The organism is Thermococcus aegaeus, from assembly GCF_055393685.1.
The window spans coordinates 1364938-1377442 of sequence record NZ_AP042464.1 but is presented as its reverse complement, the minus strand read 5'-3'; the positions used below and the strand labels follow the sequence as shown (position 1 = coordinate 1377442).

The 12505-nt window shown below is 47.4% G+C and carries 12 protein-coding genes; 3 read left to right on the top strand and 9 right to left on the bottom strand.

The window, feature by feature from the left end; all coding sequences use genetic code 11:
* Positions 1-155 precede the first annotated feature (155 nt).
* The 7 genes from iorB to ACZ5NL_RS07405 all read right to left on the bottom strand — a co-directional run bounded on the left by iorB (position 156) and on the right by ACZ5NL_RS07405 (position 9166).
* On the bottom strand, positions 156-758 hold the full coding sequence (iorB, locus tag ACZ5NL_RS07435) for an indolepyruvate ferredoxin oxidoreductase subunit beta (RefSeq protein ID WP_464841680.1): 603 nt from the start codon (positions 756-758) through the stop codon (positions 156-158).
* A complete protein-coding gene (locus tag ACZ5NL_RS07430) occupies positions 755-2758 on the bottom strand; it encodes a thiamine pyrophosphate-dependent enzyme (RefSeq protein ID WP_464841679.1) in 2004 nt (667 codons plus the stop codon). The genes iorB and ACZ5NL_RS07430 overlap by 4 nt, the downstream gene beginning before the upstream one ends.
* 81 nt (positions 2759-2839) lie before the next feature.
* On the bottom strand, positions 2840-3361 hold the full coding sequence (locus ACZ5NL_RS07425) for a ferritin (RefSeq protein WP_464841678.1): 522 nt from the start codon (positions 3359-3361) through the stop codon (positions 2840-2842).
* A gap of 70 nt (positions 3362-3431) precedes the next feature.
* Positions 3432-5879 (bottom strand): NHL repeat-containing protein, encoded by a 2448-nt coding sequence (locus ACZ5NL_RS07420; protein WP_464841677.1) that lies wholly within the window; start codon positions 5877-5879, stop codon positions 3432-3434.
* A gap of 343 nt (positions 5880-6222) precedes the next feature.
* The gene (thiI, locus tag ACZ5NL_RS07415; protein WP_464841675.1) at positions 6223-7314 is read right to left on the bottom strand and encodes a tRNA uracil 4-sulfurtransferase ThiI; all 1092 of its coding nucleotides are present in this window, start codon (positions 7312-7314) and stop codon (positions 6223-6225) included.
* A 1-nt stretch (position 7315) separates the two neighbouring features.
* Positions 7316-8275: a HesA/MoeB/ThiF family protein gene (locus ACZ5NL_RS07410; RefSeq protein ID WP_464843390.1), complete on the bottom strand. Its 960-nt coding sequence runs from the start codon at positions 8273-8275 to the stop codon at positions 7316-7318.
* Between the two features lie 54 nt (positions 8276-8329).
* Positions 8330-9166, bottom strand: coding sequence for an NAD(P)-dependent oxidoreductase (locus ACZ5NL_RS07405; RefSeq protein WP_464841674.1), 837 nt, complete (start codon positions 9164-9166; stop codon positions 8330-8332).
* Positions 9167-9237: 71 nt separating this feature from the next.
* Here ACZ5NL_RS07405 and ACZ5NL_RS07400 point away from each other — a divergent pair, with 71 nt between their 5' ends.
* Positions 9238-9777: a nitroreductase family protein gene (locus ACZ5NL_RS07400; RefSeq protein WP_464841673.1), complete on the top strand. Its 540-nt coding sequence runs from the start codon at positions 9238-9240 to the stop codon at positions 9775-9777.
* Here the strand turns inward: ACZ5NL_RS07400 and ACZ5NL_RS07395 are convergent.
* Complete coding sequence (locus ACZ5NL_RS07395; protein ID WP_464841672.1) at positions 9767-10234, bottom strand: flavodoxin family protein; 468 nt, start codon at positions 10232-10234, stop codon at positions 9767-9769. The genes ACZ5NL_RS07400 and ACZ5NL_RS07395 overlap by 11 nt on opposite strands.
* Positions 10235-10259: 25 nt before the next feature.
* On the bottom strand, positions 10260-10460 hold the full coding sequence (gene dmpI, locus ACZ5NL_RS07390; RefSeq protein ID WP_464843389.1) for a 4-oxalocrotonate tautomerase DmpI: 201 nt from the start codon (positions 10458-10460) through the stop codon (positions 10260-10262).
* Between the two features lie 165 nt (positions 10461-10625).
* Here dmpI and ACZ5NL_RS07385 point away from each other — a divergent pair, with 165 nt between their 5' ends.
* Together ACZ5NL_RS07385 and ACZ5NL_RS07380 are read left to right on the top strand one after the other, a co-directional pair.
* Entirely contained in the window at positions 10626-11042 is a 417-nt protein-coding gene (locus ACZ5NL_RS07385) for a MarR family winged helix-turn-helix transcriptional regulator (RefSeq protein WP_464841671.1), read from the top strand.
* Positions 11039-12415: an MATE family efflux transporter gene (locus tag ACZ5NL_RS07380; protein WP_464841669.1), complete on the top strand. Its 1377-nt coding sequence runs from the start codon at positions 11039-11041 to the stop codon at positions 12413-12415. Before ACZ5NL_RS07385 ends, ACZ5NL_RS07380 begins: the two co-directional genes overlap by 4 nt.
* The last annotated feature ends 90 nt before the right edge of the window (positions 12416-12505 follow it).

The window sequence follows — 12505 nt, the reverse complement described above, 5'->3', positions numbered from 1 at the left end:
TACACAAAAGTGAGTAATGAAAGCAAAATAACAAAAGAGGAATGTCTAAAAATTTTCAGTCCTTTTGCCAAAGTTCTGATCTTGATAGATGGACTAAAAGAAAGCGTATATAGTTTGTACTTAAAAACACTTGACAAGAAAAATTAAGAAAAAGACTAAAGGAGCTCCTTCATAGCCTCGTAGCCGAGCTCAAAGGCCCTGATGTTGGCCTCAATTGCTTTCTCCGGCACGCTGGCCTTGACAGCTTCAAGCATCGTCTCCTTGTCTATCGGAAAGTCCGGTAGAGCGGTTAAGGCCCCCACGAGGACGACGTTTTGAGCCAGTGCCGTTCCGGCCTCTTCGGCCAGCTTGAGCGCATCTATTTCATAGAGCTTAGCTCCAGAATTTCTGATGTTTTCAACTATCTCCTCGTAGGTGACGTACTTGTCTATCTTGCCCTTAACGAAGTTCTCGGTCTCGTAGGGGTGGTGTATGAGGCGCGTGTTGGTTATCACAGTCCCACCGGGCTTCAGGAAGTAGATGTACCTCAAAGCTTCCATGGGTTCGAGGGCGAGAATAACGTCCGCCTCGCCGTAGGGTATTAGCGGGGAAAGGCCCTCGCCTATGCGCTGGTGGACTATCACTGACCCGCTCCTCTGGGAGAGGCCGTGGAGCTCGCCGCTGACGACGTGGATTCCCTTACGTGAGCAGGCTTCGCCGACTATGTTGGACATGAGCACTATTCCCTGGCCGCCGACACCGCAGTAGATGACGTTCATTGCCCTCCCCTCCTCAGCATAATCTGCTCCAGCTCGCGATAATCTTCAATAGTCACGTAGGGCTTGTCCTCACCGCCGTAGAGTATCGCCGTCGAGTGTATCGCGTTGTGCGGGCAGAGCTGGGCGCAGACGCCGCAGCCGACGCAGACCTCTGGAAGAATCTTCGCCTTTAAGTCCTCCTCGTCTATGACTATCGCCGGACAGCCGAAGTCCCTTATGCAGTTGTAGGCCCTCTCGCAAGCATCTTTGTCCACGAAGTAGGGAACTATCTTTCCTCCAGCCCTTCTGAACTCGCGGAAGTGGTAGAGGGCGCATTCTCCCCGTGAGATGACGACGGAGAGGCCATCGTACTTGAGTGCCTCCCTTAGCTTGCCTATGTTCTTTCTCGCCTGGAAGGAGTCTATCACCACTATCTTCTCGACGCCAAGGCCCCTTAGGACAGACTCTATGTCTATCCTCCTCTCGTAGGGGTTCACCTTCTTTGGGCTTCCAGGATGGGCCTGCTGGCCGGTCATGGCCGTAACGGCGTTGTCGAGGATTATGAGCGTCATCTTGGAGTTGTTGCGTATTGCATTAACGATGCCCGGCAGGGCCGCGTGGAAGAAGGTCGAATCGCCGACGACCGCGACAACCCTCTCTTTGGCAGAGTGCTGGACGCCGTGGGCTATCCCGAGGGACGCTCCCATAGCCAGGAGTGAGTCCGTCCAGCCGATGTGCTCTAAGGCTAACATGGAGTAGCAGCCGATGTCGTTCGCCAGGTAGTAGTTCACTATCCTGCCCATCGCCCTCCTGAGGGCCCAGAAGGTAGCCCTGTGGGGACAGCCGGCGCAGAAGGTCGGCATCCTCGGCGGGGCGAGTTTAGCGAGCTCCCACATTCTCTTGAAGTGCCCCTCGTAGTCGAAGGGTAGTTCTTTCCCCAGAACCTCCGCGAGGACCTTTATGACTATCGGTACGTTGTACTCCAGCATCTCAAGGAAGTGGCCGCTCTTCTTGCCGATTATCTCAAGCTCTGGATTCCTCTCCTTCGCTATCTCCCTCACGAATCCCTCGATGTAGGGGGAGAGCTCCTCGACGATGACGACCTTATCGAGCCCCTCGATGAAGTCGCCAATAAGCTTCTCCGGAATCGGGTTCAGGACGGAGAGCTTGAGGACGTAAGCTTCTCCGCCGAGCTTTTGCAGGCTCTCGACGACGTAGGAGTACGGAACGCCCGAGGTTATGATACCTATTCCCCTCGCTTCCCCAGGCTTTGCTTCCCTGAGCTCCTTCCCATCGAAGTGCTCCACCCTGTTAAGGGCCAGGAACTCCGGGTCTTCCCTCATCTTCGCGATCTTCTCAAGGAGCTCGGCCTTGAACTTTCTAGCTAAAGAACCGACGGTTGCGTAGCTCCTCCTGTTTTCCTTCCACGAGAGCTTATCGAATGGGCTCCTCTCGAGCTTCCCGACCTTCACGAGGCCGCTCTGGTGGTTCACCCTCGTCGTTGTCCTGACCAGAACAACGCTCCCGTACTTCTCGCTCAGCTCGAAGGCCTTCTTAACCAGCTCATAGGCCTCCTGGGGGTTTGAAGGCTCGAGCATTGGGAGGTAGGCAGTGTAGCCGAACCACCTTCCGTCCTGCTCCGACTGGGAGGAGTGGGCGTAGGGGTCGTCCGCTATGACCACCACGAGGCCGCCCTTGACCCCAGTATAGGCGAGGGAATAGAGGGTGTCAGATGCAACGTTCCCGCCGACGCTCTTCATTGACGTGAAGCCCCTCAGACCGACAAAGGCCGCTCCCGCGGCCGTTTCGAGGGCAACTTTCTCGTTGGCGGCGATCTCGACAACAATGTCGTTGCGGTAGTGCGAAACTCTTTCAAATGTGTCAAGAATCTCTGTTTGAGGGGAACCCGGATAAAAGGCTGCAACTTTCACATCAGCCTCTAGCGCTGCTCTTACAATAGCCTCGTTAGCCAGCATATACCCCATATGGGGTTCCTCTTTAAGAACCTCTTTCAGGGACATAGAGACACCAAAATAATTTAGACTTCAAACTATAAAGATCTTTCTTAGAACAAAAATGAGTAAAAAGGTGCAAAAATGAAATTACTCGCCCTGCATCAAAAGGGATGGAAGCTTTGGAGCTCTCGCAGCTAACTCCCTGTCAAGCATGAATACAATCTGTGGACTCTCTTTGGCAAATTTCAGCTTGTCCAGTATTTTCTTTACGCTTGCCTCTTCTTCGACCTGTTCGTTAATGAACCACTCTAGAAATGCCCTTGTTGAGTAATCTTTTTCCTCCTCAGCCAAAGCCGCTAGTTCGTTTATACATTTGCTTATGAACTTCTCGTGCTCATAAGCAGCTTCAAAAGCCTCTATTGGGCTTTCCCATTCTTTTGGGGGTTGTGGGATCTCACTAAGCTCAACTCTCCCGTTTCTGTCGTATATATAGTTGTAAAATCTCAATGCATGCCCTATCTCTTCCTCAGCCTGAGCTTTCATCCAGTTGGCAAAACCCTCGAGGTTCAAATCGTCGAAATATGCCGCCATAGCAAAATATAGGTATGCCGAGTAAAGTTCTCTGTTTAGCTGTTCATTTAGAGCCTTTAACATTTTTTCACTCAACATAGCTACCACCACTTACTCTTACTTGTCAAAATATTTTAAGATATTGGTTTGAATTCATTTCTCCTTTATGTTACCTCCCACTCTCCAGACACTTGACAAATGCGTTCCACATCTTGAAAGGCCCAGTAACACAAGTCATATAGCAGTTGCAGTCAAACTTAACATCTGCACATTCGAGTACGGTACATATGTTGGCTGGATCTTTGGGGTCTACAGCATCAAGGGGGGCTAAACATGGGTGCAAATCACCCCATCCCAGTTGAGGAAGAGTGTTCCGAATGTCATTTGCATAAGCGTTTATTGAAGCCTCAGTCACAACAGCATTAGTTTCGGGCATCGGAGGCCAAGGAGTGACACAAGGATATCTTTCTATGGCATCCCAGATTAGATGGAAGTAGTAAGCGAAAACTACAGCAGGTCCAAAGTTTTTACTTTCAAGGCAGCACAGCCTGCAGGTTTCACCTTCCACAACGCCAACCATCGAGGCCTTAAGCTTACATAACTCACAATCTTCTGGAGTTGTGTTACCCTCTAAGCTCATGGGTCCGCGGGGATAAGTATTGGCGTGCATTGTATCAAGTGCTACCCCACCAAAACTGGCAGAAAAACCATTATATCCAGCTCCATTTTTAAGGATGGCATTAATCCCCGGGAAGAAGGGGATTGTTAGATTCCTATTCTCTGCCATTGCAACCATAAGGGATGTAGTTGAGTTACCAGATCTGAGGAGAACCTCATGAAAACCATAATCAAGTGGAATATTAAGCCTCCCCTTTGCATCAGTCCTTCCAATTTCTTCCCCATCAACCAAGACAGAGACATTGGCAGCATAAAAGCCCGGAGGCATAACTACATCAATAGAGAGGGTTAGAGGTTTCTCTTCTAGGACAGCTCCTCTTGGTTTCGGCACCGCAAAGTATCCTGCTATTAAGATGAATCCGATTAAGATCAATACTAGTCCTCGCTTATCTTTTCTCCTATAAATGATACTACCTCCCGTCCCTACTGCAACGCCAAGAATCACAAGAAAAACAGCCCAATTAAATGTGCTCTTCTCGGATTCTGGGACTTCAGCTGGAGGATGGCTCGTATTCTCTACAAAGAAAGAGAAGTAACCATCTGAATCTGTCCAGATCGTTCTCCCTGAAATGTTTATAGGTGCTCCAGGCATATTGATCTTTCCATAAATAATCGTCCCATTTTTCACTCTAAGGGACTTTTCCCAGAGGAGTTTTGGCTTTAGATCACTTATGATTACTGTATGATTCATGTAAACATCCTCACCGTCAAAGTAAACCGCCGTCAGGTTGTATTTTCCAGCCAAAAATGTGGCATTCCACTGTATTTCTTCACCCCACCTAGCAAGCTTCTTGTTTATGTAGAGGAAAACTGGACCAGAAAAGTACTCCATTGGTGTTACCCAGGCCTTAACAGTCCCGTTTTCGTAGAGGAGATGAACTTTTGGCCTCAGTTCTTCGAGGAGTACTAACTTCCCCCCTGAGCCGACGTATCCGCCACCAAAATCGTGTGTAAAGGCAATGCCTGGGAAAGTTGTATACCCTTCGGGATAAGACCTTTTCTCCACCCTTTCGACTACCGGTTCTATCTCTTCCTCACCACGCTTCACTTTCAAGACTTTAGTGTATCCCCCAAGGGGGATTACCTCAACGGTTCCTTCCTCCCTCTCGAGCGTAGCTTTTCCAGTCCACGTGATGTTCCTTGGGCTGAAGAGAACTAAATCCCAGTCGGAGTTCATCACGAGAACATAGCCACCAAAGAGCTTTACATGGAGAGGCCGACCTATAAGCTTTAGGAAGTGGAAACGCCCGCTGGAGGGCTCAAACATAACGACACCTACCATTTCACCCTCCATTATTGCCGCGTAAACGGTGAGGTTCTCATCAACGGTTATCCCGTCCGGAACGAGGGTAGCATACTCCGAGGGGAATCTCCAGACGTAGTAGGTACCGTTCCCCAAGAAGAGCACCCCAACGCCGCCCTTGGGTTCATTCTTAAATTCAACGGTGAAGTATATCCTATCAAGTACTGGGAAGACGTCGTAAATTCTGAAGGTCTCGTTGGAGAGGCGATAAAAAGCTATGATGCCATTTTTCAGCACGCCAATTCCACCAGTTCTGTTTAGCATACCTGCAAAGTAAGCGGTATTTCTTTTGGCATAAACGTGGATAAACTGGAGACCTGGATATTCCCATACGTATAGGGTGTCATTTTTCGGATCAAGACTTAGAGCAGGTCCCCAGTCAGCAACCATATAAACTTTGTCTCCAACAGAGAGGCCGTTGAGAAGGTAAGGCTGCTCCCAGTATATGAAGTGAGTCTCATTGGTCTTAAGCCATACCCTTTGCCCATAGGTGCTGAAGTACAGCCCATCAGGGGAGAGCCTCGGATGAAGTATCATTCCTCCAACATTCCATACAAATACCTTCCCGGAGGCTACAGGCGGGAGTGTTAGCAAAAATAGGAGCACAACACAGAGAGATCTTTTAGCACTGGACAAGGCCTTCACCTCAGCATTAGGTAATCTTTAAATAAAAAGCGAATTGATGTTTTCATAGAGGCCACTCTCAGAGTATCACCACTCATCTGCACTCCTGCGAGAGAAATCGTTGCTTGAATTAATTTTAATCCAGAAATTTCTACCCTTGCCATTTGAAATGAGTGTAGAAACCCTAAAAAAGGCAAGGAAGAGTCTTTTAAACCCATCCTTAAGGCCTCCTTTTGGAGTTTTAACTGTATATCTATACCACCTGAAACAATATAAAGTTTGCTTTTTCAAAAATAATGTTTTGAAAAGTAAACTATTACCACAGATCAAGAAATTATATACCTTTGCAAACTTTTCAGATTATGCCCTCTCTTCTAAGCTCATTCCTTATTCTTTCAAACTCTTCCAGTTTTCCTTGTGTTACTACTCTCTCCGGTCTGAAGGGACAGTCGCAGTAAGGATACTCAAGAAAAGCTTCATAGGTGCCTATTTTCCTTGCTATCGCAATTATCTCCTCTTTGTCAAATCCCAGGAGAGGTCTGTGGACTGGAAAATCTACACTCATGGTCTCGAAGTAAAGGTTTGTTAGGGTTTGTGATGCTACTTGGCCGAGAGAATCTCCAGTTACTATTCCAAGAGCCCCTTTTTCCTTTGCTATCTCCGCTGCCCTTCTGAGCATGGCAACTTTACAGACCACACAAGTCCATTCTCTTCGGTTTATCTTGTTTAAGGTGACTACGTAGGGTTTGAGAATCTCAAAATGGTTTTCCACAATAAGCTCTATTGGCTCTGGAGAATAGTCATTGAGGATCTCCACAACTCTCTCAACTACTTTCCTTGCGTTTTTTCCCTGATCAAAATGGATCGCTATTATCTCAGCTCCTCTTTTTAGCATTAAAAAAGCGGCAACGGGGGAGTCTATTCCTCCGCTCAATAGAACAACAACTTTTCCCTGCGTTCCAACAGGTAATCCCCCAACGCCTTTAATCTTCTCAAAGAACACGTAAGCTTTCCCATTTATTATTTCTATACCCACTGTAAGCTCTGGATTCTTCAGATCAACCTTCCACCCAAATTCCTTGACAATAAATGCCCCTATTTCTTTGTTGATTTCCACAGAAGTTTTTAAGAAGGTTTTATCAAGTCTTTGGGTTTCAACTTTAAAGCTTTTGGGACTAAACCCCTCAAGGGCTTCCTTGAGATATGCGGGGACTTCATCATAGTCCATAACCCTCGCAGGAGATACAGACACCACTCCGGGGACTTTGGCTATTATCTCCGCTGCCTCATCTGGTGCATCGACGAGAATTCTTCCTCTTATTACCTTGATCTTCCCCCCTATCCCTTTTCTCTTAAGAATCTTCTCAATATTCTCAGCTAATTTTCTCTCGAATTCTCTCCTCTTTCCCCCTTTTATTGCTATCTCACCGTATCTTACGATTATCACTTCAACCACCCAGATATCTTGCAAAGATGTTTTTTGCTTCCCTTTCCTCTTCAGCTCCCCTTACGACCATCCTGCCTCCCTGAAATATAAGTATCTCATAATCCTCGTCTTCAAACTGAATAAACTGTGAAGTCTTCATGTACTCAATGCCGAGCTTCTCTAGCCTCTTCGCCAGCTCATCAAAGTTTATTTCCATTCTTTCTGGAGGTGTTACTTGAATTGAACCATCGCAGAGCCTTTCTATTTTTATTCGTTTTTCTAGAAATGTGAACTCTTTTCTTACACATGCAGGGCAGTCTTCCCTTCTAGGCACTTCAACTTTTTCAAAGTCCAGAGTTTTTGTATCAAAGAACATGAGTTCGCTTTTAACCTCTTCTCCAAGCAAAATCTTCGCCGCAATGCCAACGGCTATTGAAGCCGCTAAGGGCGGAACATAACTCATAATCCCCGCCACGGCGCAGGTGGGCATGGGTCTAGAGGGCAACTTTGGCATAAAACACCTGAAGCATGCCGTTTTGCCTGGAATTATCGGCATTATATTTCCATAGGTAGACAAGACTCCCACGTAAATCCACGGCTTGTTGTTTTTGACCGCGTAGTCGTTTATGACCTGCCTCGTGTAGATGTTGTCGGTTCCGTCAATAATAAGATCGGCCTCATCCAAGAGGCTAACTGTTGATGGGTTCAAATCTTCAAAGTACCCTCTAACTCCAAACTTTTCCTTTAACGCGTCCACCTTTGGCTTTCCAACGTCTTCCTTTGTGTAGATTGTTCTTGGAAGATCGCTTTCATCTACAAAATCCCTATCTATGACGATTATCTCTCCAACTCCAAGCTTATGGAGAAAATAAACTTCCCAGCTCCCTAAAGCTCCCGCTCCTACAACCGCTACTTTACTCTCGCTTAGCTTTCTCTGCCCTTCAATACCTATGATAGGGAAGTGCCTCGAAAAGTCCATCATTGCTCTCACCGAAAAAAGTATGAAAGGGGGTTTATGAACTTAATTGTTTTTAAATTAAAGCTCCTTGAGGAGTTTATATATGACTGAAAAGTCAAGCTCTTCGAGATTCCTTTCAAAGGCAAGCCTGTAAAGCTCTTTAACGAGAACATTCAGTGGAACTGTCTTTCTGGAACTAATGGCAAGGTCATAAGCATAAGACAAATCTTTCACGAGATTTTTGGTGGAAAAGTGAGTTGAATAATCTTCGTTGAGAAGCTTTGCCTTCTTTGCCTTCAACACTACAGAGTTACCTGCACCGTTCTCAAGAACCTCTATGAGCTCTTCCTTTGGAATCCCGGCTTTCTCTCCGAGGGCTATCGCCTCACCCAGAGCCGCCATAAAGGTTCCAAGCACAAAGTTGTTTATCAGCTTGAGCTTCGTAGCCTTTCCAGTCTCCTCGAAGTAGAATATCTTCTTCCCGAGCTTCTCAAGGTATGGAAGTACTTTCTCAAAGGCTTCCTTCTCTCCACTCACGAGAATCGTCAGCTGACCGTTCCTTGCTGGAACAACGCTTCCAATAACGGGGCTTTCGAGATAGATAGCTCCAGCATTTCTATAAAGCTCGTGGAATTCAAGAACTCTCTCGTGGTGATTGGTGGTAGTGTCCACTATTATCTTTCCGCTGAGATCAAGCTTCAAGAGTTTTTGTGAGACCTCCCAAACAGCGTTGCTGTCATAGAGGGAGAGAAAGATTACATCCGTTTTCTCAGCAACTTCCTCTGGAGTTTTGGCTATGTTCTTAAAACCCTGTGCTTTTTCTATTGTTCTGTTCCAGACGAGGAGCTCGTACTCCTCTGATAATCTCTCTGCCATAGCTCTCCCTATGTGACCAAGACCAATCCACCCGATCATGGCTAATCACCCAAGACAACATTTTCAAAAATTTTTATAATCGCTACGCCCAAAATCTTAACGGTGGTGGCATGGAGTTCTTTGAGGTTCTCAGAAAGAGGAGGAGTGTAAGACGCTCCCAGGACAGGCCTGTGTCGCATGAACTCGTGGAGAAACTCCTTGAGGCGGCTTTCCTCTCGCCGAGTTCCTTCAACAAGAGGCCCTGGCACTTCATCGTGGTTGACGATAGGGAAAAGCTCAATGCCCTCTCAAAAGTCAAGCTTGGGGCTTCGGGTTTAGCCACAGCTCCCCTAGCGATCGTTATCACCGCGGACGAAACCAAAAGCGACGTTTGGATTGAAGATGCCAGCATAGCAGCAGAGCATATACAGTTAGCTGCCTTCGACCTCGGTTTAAGCTCCTTCTGGGTGCAGATAAGGAACAGAATGCACAGCGAGGACAAAACGGCCGAGGAGTACGTGAGAGAGCTTTTGAGGATTCCTGAGAACTACCGCGTGCTCTGTATAATCGGGGTGGGCTATCCAGCAGAGAAAAAGCCGCCCCACGGGGAGGAAGTCATGGAGTGGGAAAAAGTAAGCCACAACGAGTTTGGAAAGAGATTTAAAGGTTAGAACCTGCCAGAGCCTTCAGTTCTTCTATAAACTCTTCTGTCTCCTCATCAAGCTTTTTATTTACAATAACCTTCTTAAAGAGAGCTTTTTTCCCGTATAGCTCTTCCATTTGAGGGAGGCACTTCTTTGAGCTCCCGGCGCAGGTCGTGAAGAACACCGCTTCCTTTATTTTCTCCCTGTTCCGGAGCAGGTAGGTTCTTATTGCAGGCGTCACCCTGCTGTTCCACGTCGGCCCACCGAGAATCACGAGGTCGTAATCGGAGGGATCCTTCTCAAAGCTTATCTCCGTAGTCTTCTCCCTCGTGGCTTCGTAGCCCGCTATGAGAAAGCCAAGTATTCCCTTCCGGCTCTTTTTGTCAATTATCTCGTCAATCTCAGCATTGAGAGCTTCCGCAACTTTTTTTGCAACTTCCCAGGTATGGCCGTCACGCGAATAGAAGGCCACCAGAACTTTCATAGTTTTCACCTCAAAGCGGTAAAAATCAGCCCTGAGCCCTTCTCCTCCTCAACACGTCGGAAAGGAGCTCCCCATCAACACCGACGTTTTCCGTCTCGTTCTCATGGATGATCACGCTGACGTGGTGAACTCCGTAAACCTCCCTGACGACTTCCGTGAGCTTTTTCACAAGCTCTCTCTTGGTTTCTTCATCCGCTTTAGGGCCCTCAACTATTATAACCGGCATGTGAATCACCTTTAGACAGTTTTGACCTTAATATCTAAAAAGATTTTTGACCGTCAAAGATTAGTTTGAAAATCTCAAAGGTCACTCTAATCTATTTCATTTAGAGTAAAACTCCAAAATAGAGGGCACATAACTTTTTAAACTAAAGTTTCAATTGAAACTTTGATGCGCATGAAGTCCGAAAGACCCTGCGACCTGGTATCGGAGCTTTACTGGGTTATGAGAAAAGTCTTTGAAAGGCAGCTTGAAGACATCGGGGTAAGCTTCATGGAGTTTAAAGCACTTATGCACATCCAGAGGGTGAACTCGCAGTCAGAGCTCATAAAGGAGATGGGAGTTTCGAAGGGTACAGCTTCAAAAGTCCTCAAGTCCCTGGAAGCCAAGGGGCTAGTGGAGAGAAAACGCGTGATGAGAGGCTATACCGTTGAGCTCACGGAGAAAGGGAAGGAAGTCCTCGAAGAGATTAGAAAAGAAGGGAAGAAGGTGGAAGAAATTATGCTCTCAAAAATGAATGAAGAAGAAAAGTCTCTGCTCATTAACCTGCTCAAAAAAGCCATAGAGAGCATGGAGGAATTTAAATGAGTGAAAAATCCACGAAAGGTGTTCGGATTTTAAGGGGAGACCCGAAAAAAGCGCTTGTAAAGCTTTCGATACCCATGATGGTAGGAATGTCGGTTCAGACGATCTACAACTTGGCCGATGGGATATGGGTCTCAGGCCTGGGGCCAGAGTCCCTGGCAGCGGTAGGGCTGTTCTTCCCGATATTTATGGGAATAATATCCCTCTCAGCGGGCCTTGGAATAGGCGCAAGCTCTGCAATAGCGAGAAGGATAGGGGCGAGGGACAAGAAGGGAGCTGACAACGTTGCCGTCCACTCCCTAATTCTGACGCTGATTGTGGGTGCTGGAATAACTCTCCTCACATTTCCCACCATTAAGGGAATCCTCATGGCAATGGGAGCAAAGGGGAAAGCAATGGAGCTGGCATTGGAGTACTCACGCGTTCTTTTAGCCGGAGCCATTGTGGTTGTCTTCAACAACGTGGGCAACGGTATTTTGAGGGGAGAGGGAGACGCAAACAGAGCAATGTACGCCATGGTCCTCGGTTCGGGCCTTAACATAGTCCTCGACCCAGTGTTTATCTACACCCTGGGCTTTGGCGTTGTTGGAGCGGCGTATGCCACACTGCTCTCAATGATAATCACCTCTATCTTCATGGCCTACTGGCTCTTTATAAAAAGGGACACCTACGTGGAGATAGCCTTCAATGACTTCTCTCCGAGCAGGGAAATTTTAAAGGACATCCTCCGGGTTGGGGTACCAGCTTCTCTCGCACAGCTTACAATGTCCATAGCGATGTTCTTCCTCAACAGAGTGGCCATAATGGCCGGCGGTGAGAACGGAGTTGCGGTCTTCACAAGTGCATGGCGGGTTACGATGCTCGGAATAGTGCCCATACTCGGGATGGCGTCAGCAACTACGGCCGTTACCGGAGCCGCTTATGGAGAGAGAAACATCCAAAAGCTTGAGACCGCTTATTTATACGCCATAAAGCTCGCCTTTGCAATAGAGCTTGGCGTGGTGGCGTTTATAATGCTCTTTGCCCCGCAGGTTTCGTATCTCTTCACATATTCAGAATCCGCCCTCGTGATAAAGGAAGAGCTGATAAAGGCCCTCAGGACTCTGCCCGTTTTCCTCGTTCTCACACCGTTCGGCATGATGACCTCAGCGATGTTCCAGGGGATAGGGGAGGGCGAGAAGTCCCTCGTCCTCACGATACTTCGTACGGTTATCATGCAGGTTGGGTTTGCCTACTTCTTTGTCCTTTACACGGATTTTGACCTCAGGGGAGTGTGGATTGGCATTGTGCTCGGGAACATGACGGCAGCGATAGTAGGCTTCATCTGGGGAAGGATTAGGATAAAGCACCTGAAAGAGGCCTTCGGCGCTTCTTAGGCTTTGACTTTATGTTTTGGAAAGGAGTTTTCTCTTTAGTTTTTCACTCTGTAAAAGATAAATGTCATAAAATCTCTTGAAAAGGTAAAA

Coding starts and splice junctions, on each gene's coding strand:
- ACZ5NL_RS07380 (WP_464841669.1), top strand. CDS start 11,039: ATGAGTGAAAAATCCACGAAAGGTGTTCGGATTTTAAGGGGAGACCCG.
- ACZ5NL_RS07385 (WP_464841671.1), top strand. CDS start 10,626: ATGCGCATGAAGTCCGAAAGACCCTGCGACCTGGTATCGGAGCTTTAC.
- ACZ5NL_RS07410 (WP_464843390.1), bottom strand. CDS start 8,275: ATGATGGACTTTTCGAGGCACTTCCCTATCATAGGTATTGAAGGGCAG.
- dmpI (WP_464843389.1), bottom strand. CDS start 10,460: ATGCCGGTTATAATAGTTGAGGGCCCTAAAGCGGATGAAGAAACCAAG.
- ACZ5NL_RS07425 (WP_464841678.1), bottom strand. CDS start 3,361: ATGTTGAGTGAAAAAATGTTAAAGGCTCTAAATGAACAGCTAAACAGA.
- ACZ5NL_RS07405 (WP_464841674.1), bottom strand. CDS start 9,166: ATGATCGGGTGGATTGGTCTTGGTCACATAGGGAGAGCTATGGCAGAG.
- ACZ5NL_RS07395 (WP_464841672.1), bottom strand. CDS start 10,234: ATGAAAGTTCTGGTGGCCTTCTATTCGCGTGACGGCCATACCTGGGAA.
- ACZ5NL_RS07430 (WP_464841679.1), bottom strand. CDS start 2,758: ATGTCCCTGAAAGAGGTTCTTAAAGAGGAACCCCATATGGGGTATATG.
- iorB (WP_464841680.1), bottom strand. CDS start 758: ATGAACGTCATCTACTGCGGTGTCGGCGGCCAGGGAATAGTGCTCATG.
- ACZ5NL_RS07400 (WP_464841673.1), top strand. CDS start 9,238: ATGGAGTTCTTTGAGGTTCTCAGAAAGAGGAGGAGTGTAAGACGCTCC.